The sequence below is a fragment of the Arthrobacter sp. SX1312 genome, assembly GCF_002929295.1.
In the GTDB taxonomy this organism is placed as follows: domain Bacteria; phylum Actinomycetota; class Actinomycetes; order Actinomycetales; family Micrococcaceae; genus Arthrobacter_D.
The window spans coordinates 491610-517239 of record NZ_PJIM01000003.1 but is presented as its reverse complement, the minus strand read 5'-3'; the positions used below and the strand labels follow the sequence as shown (position 1 = coordinate 517239).

Annotated in this window: 24 protein-coding genes; 10 read left to right on the top strand and 14 right to left on the bottom strand. The window is 68.1% G+C overall.

The window, feature by feature from the left end:
* Positions 1–104 precede the first annotated feature (104 nt).
* Together CXQ92_RS15520 and CXQ92_RS15515 are read left to right on the top strand one after the other, a co-directional pair.
* Positions 105–557, top strand: a complete 453-nt coding sequence (locus CXQ92_RS15520) for a hypothetical protein (RefSeq protein WP_104168637.1) — start codon at positions 105–107, stop codon at positions 555–557.
* Between the two features lie 108 nt (positions 558–665).
* Positions 666–1532: a Rieske 2Fe-2S domain-containing protein gene (locus CXQ92_RS15515; RefSeq protein ID WP_104168636.1), complete on the top strand. Its 867-nt coding sequence runs from the start codon at positions 666–668 to the stop codon at positions 1530–1532.
* 92 nt (positions 1533–1624) lie between these two features.
* Here the strand turns inward: CXQ92_RS15515 and CXQ92_RS15510 are convergent, their stop codons facing one another.
* The 4 genes from CXQ92_RS15510 to CXQ92_RS15495 form a co-directional block, all read right to left on the bottom strand.
* Positions 1625–2461 carry a class I SAM-dependent methyltransferase gene (locus tag CXQ92_RS15510; RefSeq protein ID WP_104168635.1) on the bottom strand — a complete coding sequence of 279 codons (837 nt, stop codon included), beginning with the start codon at positions 2459–2461 and terminating at the stop codon, positions 1625–1627.
* 101 nt (positions 2462–2562) lie between these two features.
* Positions 2563–4344: a tetratricopeptide repeat protein gene (locus CXQ92_RS15505; protein WP_104168634.1), complete on the bottom strand. Its 1782-nt coding sequence runs from the start codon at positions 4342–4344 to the stop codon at positions 2563–2565.
* Positions 4345–4489: 145 nt separating this feature from the next.
* The gene (locus CXQ92_RS15500; RefSeq protein WP_258069990.1) at positions 4490–4828 is read right to left on the bottom strand and encodes a TfoX/Sxy family protein; all 339 of its coding nucleotides are present in this window, start codon (positions 4826–4828) and stop codon (positions 4490–4492) included.
* 244 nt (positions 4829–5072) lie between these two features.
* Entirely contained in the window at positions 5073–5396 is a 324-nt protein-coding gene (locus tag CXQ92_RS15495; protein WP_104168633.1) for an NIPSNAP family protein, read from the bottom strand.
* Positions 5397–5746: 350 nt separating this feature from the next.
* Between CXQ92_RS15495 and CXQ92_RS15490 the strand changes: the two genes are divergently transcribed.
* Together CXQ92_RS15490 and CXQ92_RS15485 are read left to right on the top strand one after the other, a co-directional pair.
* Positions 5747–6127: a hypothetical protein gene (locus CXQ92_RS15490; protein WP_146067487.1), complete on the top strand. Its 381-nt coding sequence runs from the start codon at positions 5747–5749 to the stop codon at positions 6125–6127.
* Between the two features lie 166 nt (positions 6128–6293).
* Complete coding sequence (locus CXQ92_RS15485) at positions 6294–7733, top strand: glycosyltransferase (RefSeq protein ID WP_104168631.1); 1440 nt, start codon at positions 6294–6296, stop codon at positions 7731–7733.
* Positions 7734–8059: 326 nt separating this feature from the next.
* Here the strand turns inward: CXQ92_RS15485 and CXQ92_RS15480 are convergent, their stop codons facing one another.
* Entirely contained in the window at positions 8060–8857 is a 798-nt protein-coding gene (locus CXQ92_RS15480; RefSeq protein WP_258069989.1) for a nitrilase-related carbon-nitrogen hydrolase, read from the bottom strand.
* Between the two features lie 135 nt (positions 8858–8992).
* Here CXQ92_RS15480 and CXQ92_RS18265 point away from each other — a divergent pair, with 135 nt between their 5' ends.
* The 4 genes from CXQ92_RS18265 to CXQ92_RS15465 all read left to right on the top strand — a co-directional run bounded on the left by CXQ92_RS18265 (position 8993) and on the right by CXQ92_RS15465 (position 12420).
* Positions 8993–9166 (top strand): hypothetical protein, encoded by a 174-nt coding sequence (locus tag CXQ92_RS18265; protein ID WP_181033701.1) that lies wholly within the window; start codon positions 8993–8995, stop codon positions 9164–9166.
* A complete protein-coding gene (locus CXQ92_RS15475; RefSeq protein ID WP_258069988.1) occupies positions 9163–10629 on the top strand; it encodes a cytosine permease in 1467 nt (488 codons plus the stop codon). The genes CXQ92_RS18265 and CXQ92_RS15475 overlap by 4 nt, the downstream gene beginning before the upstream one ends.
* Entirely contained in the window at positions 10626–11723 is a 1098-nt protein-coding gene (locus CXQ92_RS15470; RefSeq protein ID WP_104168628.1) for an alcohol dehydrogenase catalytic domain-containing protein, read from the top strand. The genes CXQ92_RS15475 and CXQ92_RS15470 overlap by 4 nt, the downstream gene beginning before the upstream one ends.
* 73 nt (positions 11724–11796) lie before the next feature.
* Positions 11797–12420 (top strand): TetR/AcrR family transcriptional regulator C-terminal domain-containing protein, encoded by a 624-nt coding sequence (locus tag CXQ92_RS15465; RefSeq protein ID WP_104168627.1) that lies wholly within the window; start codon positions 11797–11799, stop codon positions 12418–12420.
* A 59-nt stretch (positions 12421–12479) separates the two neighbouring features.
* Here the strand turns inward: CXQ92_RS15465 and CXQ92_RS15460 are convergent, their stop codons facing one another.
* Positions 12480–13853 (bottom strand): ammonium transporter, encoded by a 1374-nt coding sequence (locus CXQ92_RS15460; protein ID WP_104168626.1) that lies wholly within the window; start codon positions 13851–13853, stop codon positions 12480–12482.
* A gap of 124 nt (positions 13854–13977) precedes the next feature.
* The gene (locus CXQ92_RS15455) at positions 13978–14682 is read right to left on the bottom strand and encodes a TetR/AcrR family transcriptional regulator (RefSeq protein ID WP_104168625.1); all 705 of its coding nucleotides are present in this window, start codon (positions 14680–14682) and stop codon (positions 13978–13980) included.
* A gap of 189 nt (positions 14683–14871) precedes the next feature.
* Between CXQ92_RS15455 and glnT the strand changes: the two genes are divergently transcribed.
* Positions 14872–16233, top strand: a complete 1362-nt coding sequence (gene glnT / locus CXQ92_RS15450) for a type III glutamate--ammonia ligase (protein ID WP_104168624.1) — start codon at positions 14872–14874, stop codon at positions 16231–16233.
* A 6-nt stretch (positions 16234–16239) separates the two neighbouring features.
* Entirely contained in the window at positions 16240–17235 is a 996-nt protein-coding gene (locus CXQ92_RS15445) for an alpha/beta fold hydrolase (RefSeq protein ID WP_104168623.1), read from the top strand.
* A gap of 87 nt (positions 17236–17322) precedes the next feature.
* Here the strand turns inward: CXQ92_RS15445 and CXQ92_RS15440 are convergent, their stop codons facing one another.
* From CXQ92_RS15440 to CXQ92_RS15410, 7 genes are all read right to left on the bottom strand, one after another.
* Complete coding sequence (locus CXQ92_RS15440; protein WP_104168622.1) at positions 17323–18414, bottom strand: methyltransferase domain-containing protein; 1092 nt, start codon at positions 18412–18414, stop codon at positions 17323–17325.
* Positions 18415–18560: 146 nt separating this feature from the next.
* Positions 18561–20189, bottom strand: a complete 1629-nt coding sequence (locus CXQ92_RS15435; RefSeq protein WP_104168621.1) for a LuxR C-terminal-related transcriptional regulator — start codon at positions 20187–20189, stop codon at positions 18561–18563.
* A 111-nt stretch (positions 20190–20300) separates the two neighbouring features.
* Positions 20301–20642 (bottom strand): hypothetical protein, encoded by a 342-nt coding sequence (locus tag CXQ92_RS15430; protein WP_258069987.1) that lies wholly within the window; start codon positions 20640–20642, stop codon positions 20301–20303.
* Between the two features lie 10 nt (positions 20643–20652).
* Entirely contained in the window at positions 20653–22326 is a 1674-nt protein-coding gene (locus CXQ92_RS15425; protein ID WP_181033700.1) for an alpha/beta fold hydrolase, read from the bottom strand.
* A gap of 177 nt (positions 22327–22503) precedes the next feature.
* On the bottom strand, positions 22504–23769 hold the full coding sequence (locus CXQ92_RS15420; RefSeq protein ID WP_104168619.1) for a Zn-dependent hydrolase: 1266 nt from the start codon (positions 23767–23769) through the stop codon (positions 22504–22506).
* Positions 23769–24692: a choline/ethanolamine kinase family protein gene (locus CXQ92_RS15415; protein ID WP_104168618.1), complete on the bottom strand. Its 924-nt coding sequence runs from the start codon at positions 24690–24692 to the stop codon at positions 23769–23771. The genes CXQ92_RS15420 and CXQ92_RS15415 overlap by 1 nt, the downstream gene beginning before the upstream one ends.
* Complete coding sequence (locus CXQ92_RS15410; protein WP_146067486.1) at positions 24692–25468, bottom strand: hypothetical protein; 777 nt, start codon at positions 25466–25468, stop codon at positions 24692–24694. Before CXQ92_RS15410 ends, CXQ92_RS15415 begins: the two co-directional genes overlap by 1 nt.
* Between the last annotated feature and the right edge of the window lie 162 nt (positions 25469–25630).

Sequence of the window (25630 nt, the reverse complement as noted above, 5' to 3'; positions counted from 1 at the left end):
AGAAGCAGTCGGCGGAGACGGACCGTGCAGCTACCCGTTTCTCGTCCCTGACTACCTATTGACGGCCGACGGCGAGCGGAAGCGCAGGTGCTATCGTGCGCAGCATGGCGTCCCTCGCAGCTTCGAAGCGCACGTCCACTGCGAGGACGACGGCGCGCCTCGTGCTCGGCGCGGTCCTCCTGGTCGCCGGCACGGCCCACCTGACGGTCGCCCGGACCGAGTTCGCCGCGCAGGTCCCGGCCTGGCTGCCGCTCGACACGGACGTCGTGGTCGTCGCATCGGGCGTCGTCGAACTCGTGCTCGGCGCCGCACTGGTGGCCGCCGGCCGGCACCGGGTGGTCGTCGGCTGGGTGGTCGCCGCCTTCTTCGTCGCGATCTTCCCCGGCAACATCGCCCAGTACGTCGACGGCGTCAGCGCCTTCGGGCTCGATACCGACGGCGCCCGCCTCACCCGCCTGTTCTTCCAGCCCCTGCTCGTGGTGTGGGCGCTGTGGTCCACCGGCGCGTGGCGCGACAGGCGCACCCTGTTCGGTGCTGGGCGCCGCGGGCAGAACTGAAGCCCGGCGTCCATTCGGATTCGCGCGACACACGTCGGCGATCCTCAGTATGCTTCGAAAATCAGGCGATAGCTCCGCTGCTGCCCACCCGCACCTCGAGGAGACACCATGAAGACCCTCCGCCCCCTGCAATCCGTCGAGAAGCTCGAGAACGCCACCGGACTCGATCCTCTCGTCACCACGATGCGCGACGTCGTGCAGGCCGTGATCAAGCCCGGCGCGCTCCGTGACATCCTCCACGGTGTGCCGATCGGCCATCCACTGCACCCGCTGATGATCCTCGTGCCGACGGGCACCTGGTTCTCCGCGGCCATCCTCGATGCGATCCCCGGTTCGAACAAGGCATCGGCGATCCTTATCGGCACCGGAGTGGTCACCGCCGGCCCCACGGCCCTGGCCGGCTGGACCGACTGGTCCGAGGGCCACGAACAGCAGCAGCGCGTGGGCATCGTGCACGCCGCGGCGAACCTCGCCGCCGTCGGGCTGTACACGCTGTCCCTCGTCCAGCGCCTGCGCGGGAAGTCCGGCAAGGTGCTCTCCTACACAGGCCTCGCCGTCGTCTCCGCCGGTGGATTCCTCGGTGGGCATATGTCCTACCGGCAGTCGCTCGGCGCCAACCACACCGAGGACGTTCCGCACCGCGTGGAGCCCGGCTGGCATGCGATCGGCGCGCTCACCGACCTCCCCGAGGGCAAGCTCGAGCGGAAGATGCTCGGCGAGGTCCCGCTCGTCGTCTTCCGCCAGGGCAACGACGTCTCCGTCCTCTCCGCCACGTGCAGCCACCTCGCCGGGCCGCTCAACGAAGGCACAGTGACGTACGACGACGGCGCCTGCGTCGTCTGCCCCTGGCACAACAGCACGTTCTCGCTGAAGAACGGCGAGGTCAGGCAGGGCCCTGCGACATCACCTCAGCCGTCGTTCAGGACCCGCGTGGTGGCAGGCCTGGTCGAGGTCTCGCTCCCGCACGCCGGCTGACGCAGTTCGAGGACGATACAGTCCGACCACGGGGATGCCCGGCACCGAGGTGCCGGGCAGCCCCGTCAGCGCGAGCGCTCCAGGCCGGGCGTTCAGCTCCGCCTGGCCGTGACCAGCAGGTACTCCCAGTCCATCGACAGACCACCTGTCCCGGAGCCGAACCGGTCCGCGAGCGCAATCAGCTCTGCGTCGAGGGCGGCAGCGCGGTCGGGCGACCCGGCCAGCGACTTGTACACGCCGATCGTCGGCCCGTAGTTCGTCTTGAAGTAGTCCAGGAGATCACGCGACGACTCGAAGTGGTCCACCCGCAGCCGCCGTCGTTCGGCCTGCAGATCCGTCACCCGGTCACCGAACAGCGACGTCACATGCTGTTCCCGCCCCCACAGGGGAGGAGGCTGGGCGCCGGGAGGCGGCGGCGGGGCGTACGGCTTCATGGTCGCGAACATCTGGCCGATGAAGCCCTCGGGCGTCCAGTTGATCAGGCCGATGGTCCCGCCCGGCGCGCACACCCGGAGCAGCTCATCGGCGGTCTCCCGGTGGTGGGGTGCGAACATCACCCCGACGCAGGACACGACGACGTCGAACGAGGCGTCCCGGTAGGGAAGGTGCTCGGCGTCGGCGACGTCCCAGTCGAGGGTAACGCCGCGGTCCCGGGCGAGCTGCTGACCGATGTCGAGGAGCTCGGGCGTGAGGTCCGACGCCGTGACGGTGGCACCCCGCTCCGCTGCCGGGATAGCGGCATTGCCGGTGCCGGCGGCGATGTCGAGGACCCTGTGCCCGGCGGTGATGCCCGTGGCCTCGACCAGCACGGGCCCGAGGGCCGGGATGATCTGGGCCGCAACGGCGGCGTAGTTGCCCTGCGCCCACAGGGCGCGGTGGCGCGCCTTCAGCTCCTTGTCGGCGTCGGGGTTGGTTCGTACTTCTGTCATGATGATGCCCTTCCCTGGGTGATGGCGGCGTTTCCGCCGCGTGCCGTTCCTGACCGCATCAGTGTCACGGGGCAGCGTGTGATGGACCGTGTGACGGGGTCTCAGAGCTGGTGACGGCGGACCAGATGCTCGGTCAGCGCCGGGTTGTCGATGCCCTGGGCCAGGACGCGGATCGTGGCGGCAGCGCCGTCGTCGCCGAGGAGCGCCCGGCTGGAATAGGAGCGGACCGTCAGTTCCCGGTGCCCGTAGCGGCTGGAGCGCTCACCGAGTTCCTGCGCGAACCGCAGTGCCCGGGGCGGGTCGTCGGACATCGCGGCCGTCGTCGCGAGGTCGAGGTTCCGGCCCCGGAACCACCGGTACCAGGGGTGGGGCTGCACCCCGCGGTCGATCCACGTGCTCGCCCCCGCGACGTCGCCGCGGGCCAGCAGCACGGAGGCCTTGGCATGCGCGGCAGCATCCATGAAGCAGCGGTCACCGAAGGATCCGGCGAGCGCCGTCGCGTGATCGGCCAGGTCCTCCGCCGCGCGGTCCTCGCCCCGCGCGAGGTACGCCTCGCTGCGCAGTGCCTCGACGAAGGGGGAGAAGGCGGTCCAGTGGTCCCGTGTGACGAGGGCCAGGGCGGTGTCCAGTTCGACGGCGGCCCGGCGGGCCCGGCCGGTCAGGAGATGAACCCGCCCGAGCATCGTCGTCGCGAAGGCTTCCTGCCGGACAGCGGCCAGGCCGACGCTGAGGCGGACCGATTCGGTGAGGACGACGACGGCGCCGCGGTAGTCGGCCGTATCGGTCGCGAGCATCCCCATCACGCCGAGCGCCTTGGCCCGTTGGTCGGGGAGCGCCCGCGCGGCCGCGACCGCCTTCGCCAGCCACCGCGCTCCGCTGGCAGGGAACCCGCGCTGCACGGCGAGGAAGCCCAGCTCCCGGTACGCGGCGGACCGGACCGCGGGGTCGCCGTTCCGGGAGAGGGACAGCACGCGGTGCAGCAGGTCCGCGACCTCCGTACCGCGCCCGCCCGCGCCGTGCGTGAGCGCTTCCGCGAGGGCGAGGAGGGACTCCGCCTGGAGGGCGCGGTCGCCCATGCGTTGTGCCAGGCCGGTGGCGACGCGCAGGTGCGAGAGTGCCGTCCCGGGGGCTCCCGCGGACAGGCACGCCTTCGCCGCCTCCAGGTAGGAGGTGACGGTGAGGGCGGTCGCGGGCAGTGTGCTCGAGGGGACGACCGGGGCGGCGAGGGCACGCTGCACCTCCGCGGGCATGCCCTCGCCCAGTTCCTCGGCGAAGACGTCCCGGCAGCGGTCGGCGCACCGGCGGGCCTCGGGTTCGTCGGCCGCCTCCATGAGTGAGCGGACGAGCAGGGCGTGGAAGTCGGCGTTGAGGGGATCGAGCTGGACGGCGCGCGTGGCCAGGGCGATGGCGCCCTCGGTGTCACCGTTCGCCAGCGCGGACAGACCGCCGTCGTAGACCGCGGTCTCGACCGCGTGCCGGAAACGGTGCCGCTCCATGGTCAACCAGCCGTCGAAGGCGGGACAGTCCCTGAAGTCGTAGCCCTCGAGCAGTTCTGCGCTGAGGACGGATCCGGGGGTAGGCGCCAGCCTCCCCAGGACGTCGACCCGCGACGCCGGGATCCGCAACACGATCGGGTCGCCACCGAGTGTTGCCCTGGCGCCCAGGACTCTTCGCAGATCGGACAGCTGCCAGCGGAGGGCTCCGAGGGGATCGTCCGCCTCAGGGAACAGCAGCGCGGCCAGCTGGCTCCGCGGGGTGGGCATGTCGTGCAGCAGGAGGTAGGCGAGCAGTCCCCACGCCTTCCGGCCACGGGGCTGGGGACCCTCGCCGTCGGATCGGGTCATGGAGGGCGGCCCGAGGAGCTGGATGTCGATCCCGGCCATGGGCCCACTGTAAATCCGGAGGCCGACCGACGGAACGGCCAAAGGTGCCGAACCGGCAGGAACAGCGGGAGCAGCCGGAGCCGCAGGACGAGCCGCGGCACGCCGGGACCGGCGGATGACGCACTGACCCAGCTCGTCGTGCGGCTCAGGCCTGCCTGCGGGAGTCGATGCCCACCTGGACCCAGAACGCGAGGCCGGCGTCGTCGCCGATCGTCAGGCTCGGCACGGTGAGCCAGCCCCGGCCCATCGGCCGGTCGCCCCCCATCTGCGCCGGTACTGCACCACGCCGCAGCAGGTCGTCGTGGTCGGCGGGGTCGGTGCGGACGAGCAGGTCCCCATCCCGACCGGCGGCGACCGCCAGGCGGCCATCGACCATGAAGGACTGGACGCCGAACATGCGTACCTCACGCACGTTCGGGTGGAACGCGAGGACGTCCCGGACCCGTTGCGACAGCGCGTCGCGCGGGTCAGCGGGGCCAGTCACCAGCCGACCCCGGCACTGGAGTCCTGCCGGTTGTCATGCAAGTGGAGCTCGTCGACGATGTCGTATCGAACGGCGTTGAGGGTGGCCACAGTTGCTCCCTTGCTCGGCGTACACGGAGACTATGGAATCGTCGTCAGCCCCTGTCAAGGGTTCACATGGCGATCCGATGGCCTCCGACGCCGGGTGGTTGAGCGAGCGGCGAACGCTTGGTACGCGATCGTCGCATCTGTCAGTCGTCTGACACTCACCGTGCCTGCGCCACCGGGTACAGGTCTGTCGCCTCGAGCAGTACCGAGTCGATCCTGGCCGCCAAGGCACCGTCCGTCTCCGACGACGCCTTCGCCTCGGTCCAGCGCGGGTCGGCGCCGAATGCCGCCCAATTGGCCTTCGGGTCGCCGTCGTGCTCAAGCAGATAGACGAGGACGTCGTCGGTCCCTACCGGCGTCCAGTAGCCTAGGCTCTTCATGTTGTGCTCGATGAGGAGGTCGATGGTCGAGGAGCGGAAGCGCTCCACGAGGGCGTCCATCTTGCCGGGGTTCGCTGTGTACGTGCGGAGTTCGTAGGTCATGGTTCTCCCGGTGGTTGCTGTGCTGGTCGTCAGACCCACACTAAGCCCACGAAGGAGCGCTTCTTACAGCGGACTACTTCCGCAGGCCGTGCAATTCATAGGGCCGGCGGTTCCGATCGTCGAACAAGGACTCAGTCCTGGCTGCGACACCTGCTGAATGTCGGTGGCGCGGGAAATCATGAAGTAATGCTCACAGTCTGAAAGGAGCCTGGATGCCCGGAACTCTCGTTGCGGGAAACGCAATGACCGAAAGCGGCCTCGCACCATCCGTTGCTGCACCTATCGAAGAAACCCTTTTGGACCTGCTCCTGCATCCGGCCGCTGAGGAAGCGTTCCAATGGATAGTCAGCGTGAATGATCACTGCAGTAACTGGCGGGACCTCGAGTCGCGGGCCCAGGTGGTCCACCTTGTCCGGCTGATCGCCACCAGCGGTGACTGGCTGATCATCCAGTCCAGGAACCTCGACCACAGCCCCTCGGGACGATACGCCCAGGTCATGAACACAGGGAGCGGCTACCTCGTGGAGGTCGCGTATTCAGACGGTGCAGCAACCTACAACTGGCGGATTGGGCTGGGCGCGGAGGCGGACGCCGCCGGGAACAAGCCGCACGCCACCGTCGCACCGATACAACGGCTCAAGTTCGCGGCAGTCACTGAGGTGCTGGATTCCTGGCTGCGCGGGCATGGCATGCCCCTCGGCTACGGCGGGGCGCTGCACGTGTACGGGTGACTCGTCCGGACGGCCGACGACGCGATACTCGATCTGCCGGCACAGGAACTTCACCTGTCCGCGACGTCGACGACCGGGGCTCTGGAAATGCGGCAGGCTCGGGAGCACAATGATGGCAGGCAAGCCTGCGTCCCTGGTTGCACCATCTCGGGTATGAGGAGTGGCAATGTCGACATATCTCATTTGCAGCTCACCCATCTACGGGCATGTCATGCCGCAGGTCGAGATCGGGCGATACCTCGTCGACCATGGACACACGGTACGGATGCTTACCGGCTCTCGATTCAGGGACGTCGTTCGGGGTGCCGGACTGGACTTCATCGCCCTGCCGGAGGCGTGCGACTTCGACGATCGGGACCTTGATACCTCCTTCCCCGGACGCGTGGAGAAGAAGGGACTCGCCCGACTCCGCTTCGACATGAAGGCGGTCTTCATCGACACCCTTGCGGACCAGTTCCGGGCTCTGCAGGACGAATTCCACCGAACTCCTATCGATGCCGTCCTTGCCGAGCCCGGTTTCGTCGGCGCAATTGGTCCACTCCTTACCGAGAGCCCCCGGCCGCCGATCCTGTTTAGCGGTATCCTCCCAGTCACATTTTCTAGTAGGGACACCGCACCTTTCGGGCCCGGGCTACGACCGCTGCCCACGAGGGCCGGCGTACTGCGGAACATGCTACTGAATGTCCTGATCCAGAAGGTCGTCTTCCGGTCCGTGCACCGTGAGGCGAACCGGCAGATGAAGACCGTGACCGGAAGGCCCCTGCCAACCTATTTCCTTGACGCGCCATCCCTGGCAGACAGGTTCCTCCAGTTCACCTGCCCCGGCTTCGAGTACCCCCGGAGCGACCTGCCGCGCAGTGTGCGGTTCGTGGGGCCTGTGATTCCCCGGGCCACTGGATCGTTCGATCCGCCGTCATGGTGGGGTGACCTGCAGCAGGGGCGCCCCGTCATCCACGTCACCCAAGGGACCATCGACAATCTGGACCCCGGGCGGCTGATCCTACCCACCCTGCGCGCTCTGGCGAAGCTGGACGTTCTGGTTGTGGCCACCACCGCCGGAGCTCAGGTGCCCGCGGGAGAGGTTCCAGCCAATGCCCGCGTCGCCGATTTCCTTCCCCACGACCACCTACTGCCCCTCGTCGATGTGCTAATTACCAACGGCGGATACGGCGGGACCCAACGGGCCTTGGGGCAGGGACTGCCGATGATCGTCGCCGGCGACCGCGAGGACAAACCCGAGGTGGCAGCCCGCGTGGCCTGGAGTGGTGCGGGAATTGACCTTCGCACCGGGACGCCGACGCCGGAGGCCATCAGGAAGGCTGTCCGGAATGTGCTCGAGGACCCGTCGTACCGGGAGGCCGCCCGACGCCTGGCCGACGAACTTTCACGGTTCGATGCCCTGCCGATGATCGCTCGTGAGTTGGAAACCGCACAGGCCGGACCCCCCTCGGATCTACTGCACGGATCGGGGGATTCCGCTCAACTCTCCGGAACGCAGGCTCGACGAATCGATCATCACCGACGAGCGCATCGAAGCCGGTCCTATCCGTTCCGGCCTGGCCTCGGCCGGCAGACAGGGGCTCAACCCCACCCAGGTCGTCCGTGAAGTGCTCCAGCTCAACCAGGAAAGCGACCAGCAGGAACCCACCACCGATCAACCCATCCCTTCACCCTAGGACGAGCCAACCGGTGCCACGAGCGGGGCACCGGTCCTGATGCAGCGCGTGACAGGAAAATCAAACTTCGAGTCATTCACCTCGAGGGCCCTGACCGGGCGATGATGCCGGTATTCCACCTGCTGGCACGCCGGGCCCGGCGCAAGGGCATCGACCGGCAACTCGAAGAGCGCTACTGACGCCAGCACTGACGGAACAAGCCCCGGTCCGAGCGGCTCAAAAGCGAGGCAATCCACATGTGAGTTCCACGAAAGCGTCAGCCGAAGAGCTCCGGACGCCGGCACGTCAGGTAGGTGTTGAGCTCCCGGGCCCGGCGTACCTCCGCCTGGTCCACGCCCGCGAAGAGCAGTTCCTCGCCGCCCCCGGCGAGCCCGAGGAACGTCCCGTAGGGGCTCGCGATGCAACTCAACCCCGTGAAGCCGGGCGCCGTGTGGTTCGCGTACGCGATGTACACGCCGTTCTCGAGGGCCCGCGCGGGCACCAGCAGCGTCGAGATGCGCTCGGCGTTGTAGGTGTGCACCGGCGGTCGGTTCCCGACATCTCCTGTTGTCGGCACCGCGGTGGGGACGAGCAGCAGGTCGGCGCCGCGCTGGGTGGCACTCCGGACGAATTCCGGGAACTCGACGTCGTAGCAGATGCCGAGTGCCACGCCCATGCCGAGCAGCGGGACCACCTCGGGAAGCTCGTCGCCGGGGGCGAAGACGGCCTGCTCCTCGGCCCCGAACAGGTGCGCCTTCCGGTAACGGGTCAGTTCCGCGCCCTGGCGGTCGAAGAGGGAAGCGGTGATATGCCGCGCATCAGGGGTGGCCTCGACGGAGGATCCGACCAGCGCGATCCTGTACCGCCGCGCCATGCAGGCGAGCGCGTCCCGGACTGACTGCCCGTCGGACTCCGCGACGAGCGTGGGAGCGTACCCGGTGGCGAAGAGTTCAGGGGTCACGAGGACCTCCGCGCCCTGGGCTGCCGCGCGGGCGGCATACCCGTCGAGGCGGCGCAGGTTCTCCTCCACGGCGTCGACCGTCCCAGCGGCCTGGAGCACAGCGAGAGCGGGCACCGCTACTCCTTCCGCGAGGCCGGCCGTGCGGGCGATTCCCGCGCAGATCACGACGGCCGATCCATTGACAGCCCTCATGATAGGCACAACGATGTATCCGAACCGAATGAGATTCGATTATTGGAGAGACGCACCATGGATTCAGCTGACCCCACGACGGCGAGCGATCTGCAGGCAAGGCTCGGCGAGATCGCCGCCCACGAGCACGGCGACGCCTCACGCGCCGCCCTCTCGGGCCGGGACCTCGTCCTGTACACCCTCGTGACCCTCGGGATCACCCTCGCCGGATTCCTGGTGCTGGCGCTGTGAGCACGGGAAGCACCAAGCGCACGAGCACCAAGAGCGACGCCGGCAACGGCGGCTCCCTCGGCTCCCTGCCCCTGCTCCGGAGCGAGCGCATCTGGAACGGCGCCGACTTCACCGGGGTCAACATCAGCCTCGCCATCGCCACGTGGGCGTTCCTCGTCGGAGGCTCGACGGCGCTGCTCGTCGGCTTCCAGCAGGGCGTCGCCGCCATGATCATCGGCAACGCGATCGGCCTCGGGTTCATGATCCTGGCCAGCGTCGTCGCCAGCCAGCGCTACGGCGTGGAGCAGTACACCATCCTCCGGCCGGTCTTCGGACTGGTCGGCGTGGGGATCCTCGTCTTCACCGTCATCCTGATCACCGAGATGGGCTGGTCCTCGCTGCTGGCCATCATGGTCGGCCGGGCCGTCACCCAGGTCTCCAACTCCACGTTCAGCACCGACTTCGGGCCCGAGAGCCTCATGGTCACGGTCTTCGCCCTCGTCGCGATCGCCGTCTCCTGGTGGATCCTCTCCCGCGGCCCCGTGACCATCGGCCGCTTCAACAAGTTCATCGCGCCGGGCCTGATCGTCGTGACCGTCTTCCTCATGGTCTTCCTCGTCCTCAACACCTCCTGGGACACGCTGTTCAGCGCCGCACCGCTCGCCCCCTTCGAGGACGACCGCCTCAACTTCGCCCTCGCCGTCGAGTTCAACGTGGGCGTCGGCGTGTCCTGGTACCCGGTCATGGGATCCCTCGCCCGGCTGACCAAGACCCCGAAGGCCGCCCTCTGGCCGTCCTACCTCGGGCTGTTCGGCGCCACGCTGATCGCGCAGGTCGTCGGCATGGCCGCCGCCCTGACCCTCGGCGATTCCGATCCGACCGTCTGGATGCTGCCGTTCGGCGGCCCGGTCCTCGGCGCGTTCATCCTGCTGTTCATCGCCTTCGCGAACATCACCAGCACGTCCTCGATCGTCTACTCCACGGTGCTCGCGATCCGGCAGGCCAGCGGCAATCTGCTCTCCGGGGTCCGGTGGGCGTGGCTGTGCGCGGCGTTCTTCGTCCTGCCGGCCGTCCTCGCGTTCTTCCCGGGGTTCATGTACGAGCGATTCATCGTGTTCGTGACCCTCAGCGGTGCCTTCCTGGCGCCGATGTGCGGGGCGATCATCGCCGACTACTTTCTGCTGCGCCGCCAGCGCGTCGTCCTCGAGGACCTCTACCGCCACCGGCAGGAGAGCGCCTACCACTTCCACGGGGGCGTCAACTGGGCCGGCATGGCCGCCGTCGTCGTCGGAGCCGCGTTCTACCTCGTCATCTACAACCCGGTCACGCTCACCGCCCTGCCCGTCTTCGGCTACATCACGGCATCCTTCCCCGCGGCGATCGTCGGCGGCGTCGTCTACTACGTCCTCGCCCGCGTCCTCTACGTCCGCCGCGGCGTCGGCGGCTACGCGACCGCTCCCGAGAACGTCGAGGGACGCGCATGAGCCGCACCTCCCGCGCCGCCGTCCACCGCCGCGGTTCGCAGGACCTCGACCTGACCACGGTCGACGTCGCCGACCCCGCGCCGGGCACCGTCCTCGTCCGCATGGGCGCGTCGGGCGTCTGCGGATCGGACCGCCACGTGCTCGACGGCGACTGGACGCTGCCCTCGCCCACGGTGATGGGCCACGAGGGCGCCGGGACCGTCGAGGCGATCGGCGACGGCGTCACCGACGTCGCGGTGGGCGACCACGTGATCCTCTCCTGGTTCTACCCCTGCCGGCGCTGCACGGCCTGCCTGTCGGGCAAGTCCTACGTCTGTACAGGCAGCCGCTCCGAGGAGTGCCTCCTGCCCGACGGCAGCAGCCCGCTGACCCTCGACGGCGAGCGCGTGTTCCCGTACCTGACCGTCGGGTCCATGAGCGAGTACGCCGTCGTCCCCGAAGCCGGTGCCATCCGCATCCCCGACGAGGTCCCGTTCGACGTCGCCAGCCTCATCGGCTGCTCCGTCGCGACCGGCTTCGGGGCCGTGGTGAACGACGCCGGCGTGGAGGCGGGCACGTCCGCCGTCGTCGTCGGAACCGGTGGCGTGGGGCTCTCGATCATCATGGCGCTGCGCCTCGTCGGGGCGAACCCGATCATCGCGGTCGATCTCAGCGAGGAGAAGCTCGCGGCCGCGCGGGAGTTCGGCGCCACCCAGACGCTCGTGCCGTCGGACGGGCTCGCGGAGGAGATCGCGGCGATCACCGGGGGAGGCGCCGCGTACGCGTTCGAGGCGATCGGGCGGGTCCAGACCATCGAGTCCCTTTCCTCGCTCATCGCCCCCGGGGGCAAGGCCGTGATCGTGGGATTGCCGCCGGAGGACAGCCCGGTGTCCATCGACGCGCTGATGCTCGCGGAGAGCGGGAAGTCGCTGATCGGCTCCAACTACGGCTCGACCGTGCCCGGGCGGGACTTCCCGCGCTTGGCCGCGCTGTATCTCGCGGGGCGGTTGCCCGTGGATCGGCTCATCTCGCACCGGATTAGTCTGGACGAGGTCAACGAGGCCTTCGACGCGATGCGCCGGGGCGAGCGGGCGCGCAGTGTGATCGTCTTCTAGGAACGACGACGGCGGGAACCTCGTCGGGACCGGAACAGCAGAGGGCGGCTCGGCCGCCGGTACAAGGGGGAGCATGGGGCGGCCACGCCAGGCGATTCTGTCGCCGGAGAAGATCTATCGGGCAGCACTGGAGCTGGTGGACGAGTTCGGTGATTTCACCCTGCCGGGGCTGGCGAAGAAGCTGTCGGTCAGCCCGTCCTCCATCTACCACCACGTCCAGGGACGCCCGGAGATCATCAACGGGATCCGCTCCGCCATCGGCTCCGACGCCCTGGCGGCCGGGGACTTCTTCACGGCCGGCCCGGACTGGCGGGACCGGGCCGCGGCGTGGGCGAGGAGCTACCGCAGCGCCCTGGGCCAGCACGCGAAGGCCATCCCGCTGCTCGTGGGCGAGGCCGTGACCGACACCGCCACGCTCGGCATCTATGAGCACCTCGCCGCGGTGTTCGTAGAACAGGGCTTCGCGGCGAACGACGTCGTGGTGGCCGTGACCGTGCTCGACAGCTTCATGCTCGGGTCCGCACTGGACATGGCGTCGCCCGAGTTGTCCTGGCTCGCCGACGCCGAGGGCCAGCCCGCGCTGCACGGTGCCTTCGCCGGCGCGTCACTGGACGGGAAGCGCTCGGACCTCGGGTTCGAGGCGGGTGTGGCCGCGATCATCGCGTACCTCGAGACGATGCTGCCCGTACGCTCCTGACCCGCCTCAGGTGCGCGTCGCGGTGAACCTCCGGGCACGTCCCGGTCGTCCAGCCGTACCTAGGGGCGGCGCTGAGGCCGGAGGTCCTCCTCCACGCCGGCTTCGACGGCCAGGTCCGTCGTCTCCAGGTCATGAAGCTGTTCGGCGTGACCGCGGGGGGAGTGTGCCTTGTCCGAGCCGTTCTCGTAGGCGTTTTCCGCGTGGAGCGCGAGATCGAGCCCGCGGGCTTCGACCTCGGCCGGTACCCGGATGCCCATCGTCCGATCAAGGACCGTGGCGAGCACCCAGGTCACGGTGAAGGTGTAGGCGAAGACCGCGAGGATGGCGATGGCCTGGCGGCCCAGGAGGTCGAAGCCGCCGCCGTAGAGGAGGCCCGTCGCCCCGCTCGGAGCCTCCGGTGTGGCGATGAGACCGATCAGCAGGCCGCCCACGACGCCGCCGATGAAGTGCAGGGCCGTGACGTCGAGCGCGTCGTCGAAGCCCAGCCGGTACTTCAGGGACACGGCGAAGTAGCAGATCGCACCGGCCGCGGCACCGATGGCCAGGGCCCCGAGGGGAGTGACAGCACCGCACGACGGCGTGATCGCGACCAGCGCGGCGATCGCACCGGAGGAGGCGCCGAGGGTGGTGGGGTGTCCGTCGCGGATGCGCTCGACCAGGAGCCAGACGCAGACACCGGCGCAGGTGGCGGCGACCGTGTTGAAGACCGCGACTGCCGCATTGTTGTCGGCGGCACCCAGGCCGCTGCCGTCGAAGCCGATCCACCCGGTGAACAGGAGTCCCACACCCAGCAGCGTGAAGGGCAGGTTGTGTGCCTTCGGCTGGACGGGCCAGGTGCGCCGCCTGCCCAGGACGAGCGCCAGCGCAAGGGCGGCGACACCCGAGTTGACGTGGATGGCGGTGCTTCCCGCGTAGTCGATGGCCCCCAGCGTGTTGGCGATCCAGCCGCCCTGGACCGCGCCGTCGGCTGAATCGAAGGCGAAGACCCAGTGCGCCACCGGGAAGTACACGAGGGTGGCCCACAGGCCGGCGAAGACCAGCCAGGCGCTGAACTTCATGCGGTCGGCGGCGGCGCCGGCGACGATGCCCGCTGTCAGGCCGGCGAACATCAGATGCAGGGCGGCCAATGCGAGCGGCGGGAGGGCGGCGTCGGCGGGAGCGGTGAGCAACTGTCCCAGGCCTGCGTATTCGAGCGGGTTGCCCAGCAGCCCCAGCCCGCCGATCGACGTGCCGAAGACCGCCGAGTATCCGAAGGCGACCCAGAGGACTCCGACGACACAGAAGGCGCCGAGCACCATGAGCATCATGTTCATGGTGGTCCTGCGGCTCACCATCCCGCCGTAGAACAGGGCGAGCCCCGGAAGCATCAGTGCGACGGCGATGACGGCGGTCAGCACCCACGCCGTATTGCCCGCGATTGCAGCAGTGTCCATTCGAATCTCCGTGACGGCTAGAAGCATGCACCCCACGAGAGTCGCGGGTAGCAGCGTTTCGATACGCTATCCAAATGTTCGGCGCCACCCTTTTCAATGCGGTATCGATACCGTTACGGGCACATTAACTATCAGTCGCTCCGGTGGCCGCGGTGAGCTCTGCCGCCCGGGCCCGGACGTCGGGGAGTGCCTCGGTGGTCCGGAGGAGCGATGCGAGGGTGGTGTCCGCGCTCAGGGTCGAGATGTCGTCGGCAGTGTAGGTACGCAGGCCGGGGAGTGGCTGGCGGTAGTGGCGTTGCAGTCCTTCGTTGAGGCTGAGGGCGGCAGTCGCAGCGGACTCGGGGTCCACGCCCCGAAGTTCTCCGGAGTCGATGCCCTGCCGGATGATCGATGCAGCAAGCCGGTGCAGTTCGCTGTAGTCCTCGAAAAAGGCGCCGAAGTTCTGGGGCTGTGAGCGCGCGACGCGTTCGAACTCGTAGAAGTCCAGGGGGGACGCGCACAGCTGGACGGCGTCCGCGTGGAGCACCGAGTAGAGCCGTGCCGCTGCCGGGCCCGATGCCGGCTCCAGGGCCTGTGCCATCTGGAGAGAGCCGCGGTTCTCCTCGAGGAGGGCCTGCAGGATGTGCTCCTTGCGCGCGAACCAGTAGTAGACCGATGACTGCCGGAGCCCGGCGCTGCGGGCGATCTCGCTCATCGTCGTCTCGGCGTACCCCTTGGCAATGAACAGCGCCGTCGCCTCCCGGATGATCTCCTGGCGCGGGGACCCGTCGGCTGAACCGCTCAGCCGCGGCCGGCCTGCTGTGGCTCCCGCCGTTCTCGCTGCTCCCATTGCTGCTCCTCGTGTGGTCCGGCCTGAAGCCTAGCGGTGGGCTCCGGGTCGGATCCGCCATGCCGGGCGGTCACCGACCAGGGTTTACGCCGCCGAAACAAATTCGACACTGTATAGAAATTGTATCCGGCGAGACTTTCTATAGCTTATCGAAACAGCGGCCCACTTCACGGACAACAGGAGATCCCCATGAGTGTGACAACAGCAGCAACAGCCGTCGAGATCATCCAGCGCAGGCTTCAGGAGGCGGGGGTCAAGTACGCGATGTCGAGCTTCGTGGACCTCCACGGCAACATCAAGACGAAGTTCGTCCCCCTGTCCCACCTGCCGCAGATGGCCGCCGGGTCGGAGCTCTTCACGGGAGCAGCACTCGACGGCCTGCCGCAGGACATCAGCGACGAGGAGCTCTCCGCACGACCCGATCTCGACAGCGCCGTGCAACTGCCATGGCGCAAGGACGTCGCGTACTTCTCCAGCGACCTCTATCACGAGGGCAAGCCGTTCGAGGCAGCATCACGGAACATCCTCAAGCGCCAGTTGGAGGCCGCCCGGGAGCTCGGGTTCACCTTCAATCTGGGCATCGAGACCGAGTTCTTCGTCCTCAAGGACACTCCTGAGGGCCCCGTCGAGGCCAGCGACCGGGACACCCTGAGCAAGCCCTGCTACACGGCGCCGGCGGCACTCGACAACCTCGACTGGCTCACGGAGATGGTCGAGGCGATGAACGAGATGGGCTGGGGCGTGTACTCCTTCGACCACGAGGACGCCCAGGGCCAGTTCGAGATCGACTTCAAGTACGCGGACGCCCTCACCATGGCGGACCGCGCCGTGTTCTTCCGGCTCATGGCCAACGAGATGGTCCGCAAGCACGGCTATTTCGCCACCTTCATGCCGAAGCCCTTCGCCGACCGCAGCGGATCGGGCGCCCACTTCAACATGTCCCTCGCGGACATCAGCACGGGCGAGAATCTGTTCGAGACGGACGACGACCCCCGCGGCTGCGGCATCTCCGACCTCGGCTATCAGTTCATCGCCGGAGTGCTCAAGCATGCACCCGCGATCTGCGCCGTCATCGCCCCCACGGTGAACAGCTACAAGCGGCTGGTCCGCAAGGGCAGCATGTCCGGGTCCACCTGGGCGCCGGTCTTCGTCAGCTACGGCAACAACAACCGCACGAACATGATCCGTGTGCCCCTCGTGGGAGGCCGGGTCGAGTGCCGGGCCGCAGACATCAGCGGCAACCCCTACCTCGGCGCGGCCATCATCCTCGCCGCAGGGCTCGAGGGCATCCGCGAGAACCTGGATCCGGGGGAGCCCCACACCGAGAACATGTACAACTACTCGGAGGCGGAGATCATCGCCAACGGCCTCGGCCTGCTGCCTCGCAGTCTCGGGGAGGCCATCGAGGAGTTCGCCGCCGACAGCCTGTCCCGCGAGGTCTTCGGCGAGAAGATGTACAACGCGTACATCGACTACAAGAGCCAGGAGTGGGACGAGTACCAGGCGCACGTCTCGGAGTGGGAGACCAAGCGCTACCTCAAGTTCTTCTGAGTCCGTATGCGTTCCGACTTCGATATCGGCAGGTTCGAGCTGATCTCCGGCTCGAACCTGCCCGCCGCACAGCTCGCCTACGAGACCTTCGGCGAGCTCGACCCCGCGGGTGACAACTGCATCCTGCTGCCCTCGTACTACACGGGGACGTCGTCCAGTTACGCGCCGTGGATCGGGGAGGGGAGGCTGTTCGACCCGGCGACGTGGTTCATCGTCGCGGTGAACCTCTTCGGGAACGGGGTGTCGTCGTCGCCCTCCAGGGCCCACCCGGACAGCGCGGGCGCGGCATTCCCCGACGTCGACATCGCCGACAACGTGATCGCGCAGCACCGGCTCCTCACCCACCTCGGTGTGAAGCGGATCCGCCTGATCGCGGGCTGGTCCATGGGTGCCCTGCAGGCCTACGAGTGGGCTGCCCGTTACCCGGAGCTGGTGGATGCGATCCTGCCGATCGCCGGTGCGGCGCGGTGTTCCCCGCACAACGCCGTCTTCCTCGAAGGGGTGAAGTCCGCGCTGCTGGCCGATCCCGCGTTCCGGCAGGGACGATACACCGCACCGCCGGTGCAGGGCCTGCGGGCGTTCGGCACGGTGTATGCGGGATGGGCCTATTCCCAGGAATTCTTCCGCGAGGGTACGTACCGGGAACTCGGGTACCCGTCGGTGCAGGCGGTCGTTCAGGGGTGGGCCGCCGATCATGAGCGCGAGGACGCGAACGACCTCCTCGCCATGCTCGGCACCTGGCAGAGCGCGGCCGTCGGGAAGGACCACCCCGGCGGCTTCGAGGGGGCGATGGCGGACATCACCGCCAGGGCCATCGTGATGCCGGGCAGCACCGACCTCTACTTCCCCCAGGCCGACAGCGAGCGGGAGGTGGAACTCGTCCGCAATGGAGAGCTGCGTCCGCTGGTGTCCGACCTGGGTCACGTCGCAGGACGTCCGGGTGTCCGTGCCGCCGAGACCGCGCAGATCGGTGCGGCGGTGCGGGAGCTTCTGGGGAGCTGAGGCTGCTCCCAGAACCTGAAGCGCGATCGGCGGGTGACCCTGACAGGCCGCCCGCCGATCGCGGAGCAGGGTCCCCGGAGGAACGGCTCACCCCTTCGACGCCGTGAAGTAGGCGTTGAACGGGTCGGAGGCGATCGCCTTCTCCTCGATGTCCGAGAACCCGGCCTCGCCGAGCATCGTCCGCGCGAGCTGCGTCCCCCACACGGTGCCGAGGCCGGCGCCGTCGAGCCCGAGCGAGACGCTCATGCAGTGGACGGTCGAGAGGGCGTACAGGAACGACGCCCACGGCAGGTCGACGTTGTCCTCCACGTTGCTCGAGGCCTTGATGTCCGCCATGAGCAGGCTGCCGCCGCTGCACAAAGCGGTGAACATGGCGCGCAGCACACCCGCGGGGTCGGCCTGGTCGTGGATCGCATCGAAGACCGTGATCGCGTCGAAGGCGTCGGTCTCGTCCAGCCGAGCGACGTCCTGGAGGACGAAGCGGGCGTTGTCCAGGCCCAGGCTAGTGGCTTCCGCCCTGGCCGCGGCGATCGCCTCCTCGGAGAAGTCGTAGCCGGTGAACGCGCTCGCCGGGAACGCCTTAGCCATCAGGTTGACGGCGTGGCCGCTCCCGCAGCCGATGTCCGCCACCCGGATACCCGCCCGGAGTCGCTCGGGAAGGTCGGGGATCAGGGGCAGGATCGTGTCGATGAGCGCGGCGTCGTTCACGCCGGCGCTCTCCTCGGCCATGATCGCGTGGAAACGCGGGTAGTCGGTGTAGGAGAGGCCGCCGCCGTTCCGGAAGCAGTCCACGATCCGCTGCTCCATCTCGCCCATCATGCTGACGTACTGCATGATGCGCGCGAGGTTGTCCGGTCCCGCGGCGGTGGTGAGCAGGGCCGAGTGCGTCGCGGGTAGGGCGAAGGTCCTGTCCGCCGGCTCGTAAGTGAGGACTCCGGCCGATGCCATGCCGCCGAGCCACTCCCGGACATACCGTTCGTTGAGGCCGGCGGTCCGGGCGATCTCCGCGCTCGTGGCGGCGGGCAGCGTGGCCAGGGCGTCGAACAGGCCCGTCTGGTGTCCGATGCTCATGAGGACGGCGATGCTGCCGCCGTTGAGCAGGCCGATGCACCGCTCACCGAACGCCTCGACGGCCGCGAGGTCGGCGTCGGCCGTTCCGAGTTCCGTACTTGCTGTCATGGTGTGCTCCCTGGGTTCGTGCGGGCTTGTCCCGCTGTATCGAGCCTAGGAATCAGGGCCCCGGCGCTGCTTCGGGGAAACCCTGCATTTCGGTTGGCCGGGGTGGTGCGAATCATGCACGACGGCGTCGCACGGGTCGCAGGGGATCAGCCGCCCGGGGCGACGCCGTTCTCGCGCGCCCAGGCCGCCGCGGCGGTGCGGGAGGTGACGTCGATCTTCCCGAAGATGTTCGCGAGGTGCCGTCCCACCGTCTTCTCGCTGATGAACAGCTGACGCGCCGCCTCCCGGTTCGACGCGCCGGACGTGATCGCGGCGAGCACCTCGAGTTCTCGGGCGGTCAGTCCGCCCGGTGCGCTGCGCGTCGCCACGGGCCGCAATTCGACGGCAGCGCCGAGCTCCTCGAAGATGGTCCGCGCGACCGCGGTGTTCCAGGCCGCGGCCTGCGGCTGGCCCAGCGCCTCGTACGCCAGGGCTTCCCAGCAGTGGATGACGGCGCTCGGGTAGCGGGCCCGGGCGTCCTCGAAGAAGCGGCGGGCGCCCTGCAGCGACGCGAGCGCCTCGGCGGGGTGGGAGTCCGCGAGCAGCAGGACGCCCCGCGCCTTCTGCGCCCACGCGCGGAAACCGGCGCTGCCGTAGTGCTCGGCCGTGTGCTCGAGCTCGCTGCACAGCTCCTCCGCCTCCTGTCCGAGCCCGAGCCGCAGCGCCGCCTCGACGGCCGCGCCCAGCAGCCGTGCGCGTGCGAGCCGGTCCCGCCCCTGCAGCGCGGCGAGGAGCCCGGCGTAGGCAGCCTCGTCGTCGCCGGCTGCCCCGTCCAGCAGCCCGAGCCCCGGCTGGGGTTCGATGCCGCAACTCCTCGCCAGCGCGAACGCGGCCCGCGCGCCCTCCGGATCCCCGCGCATCCGCCGGATCTCCCCGAGCTGGTAGTAGCCCTCGCCGGCGGCCCACGTGTTCTTGTCCACGAGGTCGGCGCTGGCGCGCTCGATCTGCGGTTCGACGTCGGGCCAGCCGCCCTCGATGCTCAGCAGTTCCAGGCGGTGCACCCGGCAGACCCCGGTGTACATGACCTCGCTGCCGAAGCGGGCGCACCATTGTTCGGTGGCCGCGGTCCAGGACCGCATGCGGCGGTAGTCGGCAAGTTCGTGGCACACGTGGATCACCGTGCAGTAGATGTCGCCCACCCACTCCAGGGCGATCCGGTTGGCGAGCACCGGCAGCATCGCCTCATCGAGTTCGGCGAAGCCCCGCGCCGTCTCGCCGCTGCGCACGTCGGCGAGTCCGGACAGCACGAGCCCGAGGGACATCAGGGCGGGGTCGGCGAAGTGCTCGCTCATCTTACGGAGCCGCGAGGCGTACGACGACGGCGGGGAGGTGCCGGAGAAGTCCAGTTCCAGGACGGCCTCCAGGTACAGGAGATACCCGTGGGCGGGGCTTTCGGGCAGGTCCCGGAGGATGCGCCGGGCACGGCTGAGCCACCCGGAGCCGACGGCGAGGTCTCCCCGGTTCACCCAGAGGAGTGCGAGCTCGAGCGCCTTCATCGCGGCCCGCTCCATGGACTGGCTCTCGCAGTGCTGCTGGAAGACCCGCTCCGAGACCTCGCAGTTCTCCCTCACGTTGCCGCTCCACCACGCAGCGCTGCCGAGCAGTTCGAGGTCGTCGACGTCCAGGGGAATGGAGGCGTCGGCCGCGCTCAGGGCCTCGAACGCGGCACGCCATTCGCCCCGGGCGTGTTCCGCCCGCCCGGTGCTCAGGAGTTCGGTCAGCTCCTCGGTGTCCATCAGGGCCTTAAGGGTAGTCCTGCCGGCCCTGCCGCACCACGGCCGGACGGCCGGGGTTTCCGCCCCGGCCGTCCGGCTCGCGCGCCAGCCGTCCGCCGCGTGCCTCGCGCGTCAGGCGCCGCGCCGCCGGGCGGCCGCCACGGCGTCGTCGGTGGCGCGTGGGCTTACGACGACGTCGGTGCCGCTCTCCCGGGGAGTCTTCGAGAACCGCAGATACCAGACGAGCATGAGCGCCGACGCCACACCGTAGAACGCGTGGAGCATCCAGATGGGCCCCGGCGGCAGGCTGAACACGTACACCGAGTGGACCACGTTGGCCACGTTGCTGATCGCCATGTGCCCCAGACTGTAGGACTCCATGTTGCGGGTGCGCACGGCCTTGAGCAGCATCGGCAGCGTCGACAGGGCGAACAGTACGGTCGAGATGGTTCCGGCGATCACGGGAAGGTTCATGCGGACGACGCTATGGAGCCGGGTGCCCTCCCCGCGTCGGGCGAATCCTGTATCTACGGCGGGGCTGGTCCTGCACACTGCTGCACGATCGGCGGCTGTCATGATGGATCCTCCCGCCCACGGGGCGTCCGCTCGGGACGGCGGCGTCCCGGGCGAGCACCGTATCGCGGAGATAGGCCACGAACTCGTCGGGCTGTTCAAACAGCGGACGGTGGCCGGAGGTCGAAAGCTCGGTGGTCTCCTTGACCGGGGCCTCGAGCAGCTCGAACCATTCGGCGAACGGCTCGGCGCGGCCGCGGGCCTCGTGGGCGCCCTGCACGAAGTAGACCGGGACGTCGAGGCTGGTGACGTCGGTGCGGAAGTCGGTGTCCTGGAGCTGGGGGTAGATGACCGAGAAGGTGTCCATGAACGCCCCGAGCAGGTGGACCTGGTCGGTGAGCGTGTACTCGGGGACGAGGAAGTCCTCCAACGGTTCTCCTTCGCCCTCCGAACCGCCGGTGTGGTCGTAGGGATACACCTGGTGCTCGTGGGACAACGCGGTCTCGTGGTCCCGCATGCTCGCATAGGGCGGCGGACCGATCCGTTCGAGCTCCTCCACCAGCTCCGTATCGCCGTTCTGTGCGGCCCAGGCGAGCGTGTCCCTGTAGAAGATGGTGTCCGTCTCCAGCGGACTGACCATCTGCCCGGTGCCGATGAACGCGTGGTAGAGCTCCGGCTCCTGCTGGACGGCGAGAACGCCGTGGATGGTGCCGGCGGACTGGCCCATCAGGTAGATCCGGTCCTCGTCGAAGCGTTCCCGCAGGGCGTTCGTGACGGTGATCGCGGCCTCGATGGAGCTCTCGAGGGTGAGGGTGGACGCCGGGTCCAGCTCAGGGTACGAGGTGCCGGTTCCCCGCTGATCCAGGGTGGCGACCACGAAGTATTCCTCCAGCTCCTGCAGATGGTTGCGCATGGCGCCCAGTTCGGATCCGCCCGGGCCGCCTGCGAGGAACAGCAGGACGGGTTTCTCCACGTCGACGCCGCGCAGCATGATGCCGAGGTCCTTGTCGCCGGTCTCCACCGTCGTGAGTTCGGCGATGCTGCCGGTCGCGGGTTCGCCGTCGGAGGCCTGGATGGGGGTTGTGCCGGCCGGCCGGGCGATGAGCACCGCGAGCGCGATGAGCGCGACCGCCATGAGGGCTGCAACAACCCGGCGGACGACGACGCCGGCACCCGCCCGGTGGGTGTCGTCGGGGGAGCGCGTGAGTCGTCGCGCCGCTCCGGCGCCGATCGCCGCGCCCAGGATCATCGCGGGCAGGGCGAGCAGGGCATGGAAGCCGCGCCCGACGAGGAACGCGAGGATGCCGTAGGCGCTGGTGGAGATCTCGTCCACGGTGGGCCCGTCCGTGCCAACGCGCGTGACTTCGAAGACGACGACGACCACCACGGGCGCAGCCAGCATGGCCCACCGCGATCGGAGGATGAACCCTGTGGCCACGCCGACCAGCAGGCAGAGGAGCATCGTGTCGAGCGACTCCGTGCTGGTGAGGGGACCGCGGGGAGTCCGCCGGCCCTGTACGAGACCGCAGCCGGCGGTGACCGCCAACGCCACGGCAGCGCCTACCCGCCGGTCGGCCCAGACGGGTTCCATCAGCTTGCGCACGCGCATGGAGAGGGTGGGGTCCGCGTCGAAGTGGGTGGCCATCTGGTGTCGTTTGCCTTCCGGACGTGGCGGGCCGGGATCATCGTCCAGCATCATGGGTCGGTTCCGGCCCTGATAGGGCCGAAGGTCCGCGGGTCAGCTCTCCGTCAGTTCCAGCAGGGCCTCGGCCATAATGAGGCCGTTGAGAGACCGGTCGATCTCGCTAGATTCATCGCTGTCCTAGGAGGCTGGATTCTTATCGCCTTCGGGGCTGCTTGCGTAGGTTTCTCCCAGGGTCTCCACCGCCTTCACCATCACGCTGAGCCCATTCAACAGGTCCTTTTCCTGGGTCATTTCGCGGCAGTTGTGAGTCTGTCCGCCCACGCTGGGAAGAAAGAACAGCACGCTCGGTACTGCGGTGTTCATGACGAGGGCATCGTGTCCGGCGACAGTCTTCATGCGGCGGCTCGACAACTGACAGCCGGTCGCTGCTCGTTCCAGGATCTCGGGGCCTTGTGGCCACATGCGCGTTGTCTCACGCAGCGACTCGGCAGAGACTTCCAGGCTCGCTCCAGTCACCCGGCCGATCTCCTCGAGGACCGCTTCGAGCTCGGTCCTCGAAGCGGTCAGGATCGTGGGGTCGTCGGACCGCAGTTCGACCTTGGAGCGGACTTCGGACGGGGTGCAGTTCGGCGAATCGGGAGTGATTCGGAGAGAACCGACCGTCGTGTGGAGGCGACCTCCGGGCTGATCAAGGCCCATTTGGCGCACCGCAGTGACCAGGAGTGCGGTCGCGTACAGCGCATCAACGCGCTCCGCCATAGGGGTCGGACCAGTATGTGTCTGCAGGCCGATGACCTGGACGTCCAGTTTCAGAGCACCCCACGCGCCCTCCACGACGCCGATGTCCACACCTTCGCGTTCGAGTACGCCCCCTTGCTCAACATGGACCTCGAGGTAAGCCGAGGGGAGGGGAACCTCGTCAGTCCCCAGAGCATCGATCCCGGCCAGGCTCTCTCCGAGCGTGGTCCCGCGAGAATCTGTCGCGCCAAGAGCAGCCTGGACCGGGATGCGGCCGGTGAAGACGCTGCTACCGAGCACGCTCGGCTGGAACCGGGCGCCTTCCTCGTTGGTCCAGTTCACCACGCCCAGGTTGAACGGCAGCTCACCTGACCGGATCTTCGGCTCGAGAACGCGTGCTGCCCACAGTGCGATCACCACACCGGTCTGTCCGTCGAATCGTCCGCCGTCCGGCTGCGAGTCCAGATGTGAGCCGAGAAGGATCGTGGGCCGTTCGCCCGGTGGGAACACCAACCCGAAAAGGTTCCCGACCGCGTCACGTGCCACTGTGTAGCCGCGTTCCCGGAAGCTGGACGTCAGAAGACTCCGGGCTGCACCATCCGCCGGTGTGCCGGTCAGGCGATGGAGGCCACCGTTCTTCGCTCCGATCTCGGAGAATGCACTGAAGGTACGCAGGAGCCCGTCCCGGTCGTCAGCGCTGACCATCAGATCAGATCCAGCCACTCTTCGAACTGTGGGTGCTTCGAGACGAGAAAGCTGCGGTAGAGCTTCCAGGTGCCGTATTTGTAGTAGTCGAATTCCTCATCCCGGACCGCATTGTTGATCAGGCCCCACAGCCCCCACTTGGTATCACAGATCATGCGGCACACCATGACACGAGCGAAGAACGGTTCGTCGTCCTTGCCCCGGTAGCGACGGACGAGTACCCGGGTATCGTCCACGCTGGTGAACATCTCGGTGAAAAGAAGAGCAAGCTCGTAGGTCACTTCGTTGTTGGCTGCGTAATCGAAATCGACCAGCTTCACTGATCCGTCGTCTCCCAGCAGGAAATTGCCCGGCATCGGATCATTGTGCGCGGGGACAAGGGTCAGCCCGGAGGCGCGAAAGCGCTTGGCCGCGCGACCGTAAGCCTCGACGACGTCGTCAGCCCAGGAGGGCAGGGCGATCGCAGAACTGCGAACCTGATCCAGGTGCTCGTCCACCATGTCCAACATCGTCTTGGTCTGAGGTAGTGGCGGCGTCTGGTGCCACGCCTGGTAGATGTCGATGATTTTCTCCAGAAGCTCCATGCTCTGGAAGTCGAGAGTCGTCGCGGTTCGATAACCCTCCCCGAGGAACTCGGAATACTCGATCCCGGTCTCGGCGTCGAAGAACAGGACGCGCGGGCTGATGCCGACCTCGGCGGCCTGACGGGCGGCTGCGTTGGCCACCGAGCGGTCGATGAACGCCTCCGTGCCCGGGCCGGGGATCTTGGCGAAGATCTCGTGCTCGATCCCGGTCATGGAGAGCCGGAAGTTGTGGTTCGTCAGGCCCCCAGGGACTGGATTGACGACCGGTGTGGATCCTGCCCAGTCCGGGTTGCGGCTGGAGCTGTCCGAGAGTGTATCGATGTCGGTCTGGGTAGTCATCAGGACAGTTCCTTTTCTAGTTCGGTCATGAAGTTACGGTCGGCAAGGGCGATTTCGGCGAGGGTCATGTGCCAGAGTCCGTACTTGATGGAGTCGAGGTTCTCGTCCGGGTCGGTGGCCGCGCGCAGGGAGGTGAGCAGGGACCACCGCAGGTGCTCGATGAGCGAGATAGCCTGCACCACGGCGATGTCCCTGGACGTGGCCTCCGGTATCACCTCCCGGATCAGTGCCTCCGCGCTGAGTACCGTGGGGCATGCCTCGGAGACCAGGAGGGCCGTGTCATGGACCTGGGACAGCTGTGCGGCTGAGCCCCAGCCGACGATCCTCACCTGGCCGTCCCGATGGACCATCAGATTGGACGAGGTCGCTTCGCCCTGCGAGGGTCGGAGCTCGACGCCTCTGCGGTACTCGAGCAGTACCTCCCTGAAGCGCAGCAGGTGCTCGACGCCGGTTGTAACCCGTGGATCGAGAGCTACTCCTCGATCGCGGCACTCCTCCTCGAGTTGGATAAGGTCGGCGATGGGACTGCGTGGGGCCAGGTTCAGATCGAGTGCAGCGAAGGTTCTACGCGCGCTGAGTAGGTTCGAGCGGAACTGAGGGTCCGCGTAGTAGTCCAGGCGCACCACGCGCCAGTCGTCCGCCAACTCCTCCACGAGGAGGATGCCGATTTCCTCGTCGTAGGCGTGGACTCTGGGGCCGATTCCGTTCTCGCCGGCTGCCACCGCTGCCTGGATCATGCCGTGGCGGTTGCGCCAGGACCACGCATGGCGACTCATCACCTTGGCGATGACCCGGCCATGTTCCTCACTCCGGCCACGGATAAGTGTGTTGTCGGAGGCCCACCAGCTAGGGGAGGGCAGCTGGGGAATGGGGCCGGACCATTGGATCTCCTTGAGATCGCGCATTCGCGTGAACTCCGAAAGCCGTTCCTGAACAGG

Bases quoted from the DNA above. Each gene is read 5' to 3' on its own strand.
- CXQ92_RS15520 (WP_104168637.1), top strand. From the start codon at position 105: ATGGCGTCCCTCGCAGCTTCGAAGCGCACGTCCACTGCGAGGACGACG.
- CXQ92_RS15515 (WP_104168636.1), top strand. From the start codon at position 666: ATGAAGACCCTCCGCCCCCTGCAATCCGTCGAGAAGCTCGAGAACGCC.
- CXQ92_RS15510 (WP_104168635.1), bottom strand. From the start codon at position 2,461: ATGACAGAAGTACGAACCAACCCCGACGCCGACAAGGAGCTGAAGGCG.
- CXQ92_RS15505 (WP_104168634.1), bottom strand. From the start codon at position 4,344: ATGGCCGGGATCGACATCCAGCTCCTCGGGCCGCCCTCCATGACCCGA.
- CXQ92_RS15495 (WP_104168633.1), bottom strand. From the start codon at position 5,396: ATGACCTACGAACTCCGCACGTACACAGCGAACCCCGGCAAGATGGAC.
- CXQ92_RS15485 (WP_104168631.1), top strand. From the start codon at position 6,294: ATGTCGACATATCTCATTTGCAGCTCACCCATCTACGGGCATGTCATG.
- CXQ92_RS18265 (WP_181033701.1), top strand. From the start codon at position 8,993: ATGGATTCAGCTGACCCCACGACGGCGAGCGATCTGCAGGCAAGGCTC.
- CXQ92_RS15470 (WP_104168628.1), top strand. From the start codon at position 10,626: ATGAGCCGCACCTCCCGCGCCGCCGTCCACCGCCGCGGTTCGCAGGAC.
- CXQ92_RS15465 (WP_104168627.1), top strand. From the start codon at position 11,797: ATGGGGCGGCCACGCCAGGCGATTCTGTCGCCGGAGAAGATCTATCGG.
- CXQ92_RS15460 (WP_104168626.1), bottom strand. From the start codon at position 13,853: ATGGACACTGCTGCAATCGCGGGCAATACGGCGTGGGTGCTGACCGCC.
- CXQ92_RS15455 (WP_104168625.1), bottom strand. From the start codon at position 14,682: ATGGGAGCAGCGAGAACGGCGGGAGCCACAGCAGGCCGGCCGCGGCTG.
- glnT (WP_104168624.1), top strand. From the start codon at position 14,872: ATGAGTGTGACAACAGCAGCAACAGCCGTCGAGATCATCCAGCGCAGG.
- CXQ92_RS15445 (WP_104168623.1), top strand. From the start codon at position 16,240: ATGCGTTCCGACTTCGATATCGGCAGGTTCGAGCTGATCTCCGGCTCG.
- CXQ92_RS15440 (WP_104168622.1), bottom strand. From the start codon at position 18,414: ATGACAGCAAGTACGGAACTCGGAACGGCCGACGCCGACCTCGCGGCC.
- CXQ92_RS15435 (WP_104168621.1), bottom strand. From the start codon at position 20,189: ATGGACACCGAGGAGCTGACCGAACTCCTGAGCACCGGGCGGGCGGAA.
- CXQ92_RS15430 (WP_258069987.1), bottom strand. From the start codon at position 20,642: ATGAACCTTCCCGTGATCGCCGGAACCATCTCGACCGTACTGTTCGCC.
- CXQ92_RS15425 (WP_181033700.1), bottom strand. From the start codon at position 22,326: ATGGCCACCCACTTCGACGCGGACCCCACCCTCTCCATGCGCGTGCGC.
- CXQ92_RS15420 (WP_104168619.1), bottom strand. From the start codon at position 23,769: ATGGTCAGCGCTGACGACCGGGACGGGCTCCTGCGTACCTTCAGTGCA.
- CXQ92_RS15415 (WP_104168618.1), bottom strand. From the start codon at position 24,692: ATGACTACCCAGACCGACATCGATACACTCTCGGACAGCTCCAGCCGC.
- CXQ92_RS15410 (WP_146067486.1), bottom strand. From the start codon at position 25,468: ATGAGTCGCCATGCGTGGTCCTGGCGCAACCGCCACGGCATGATCCAG.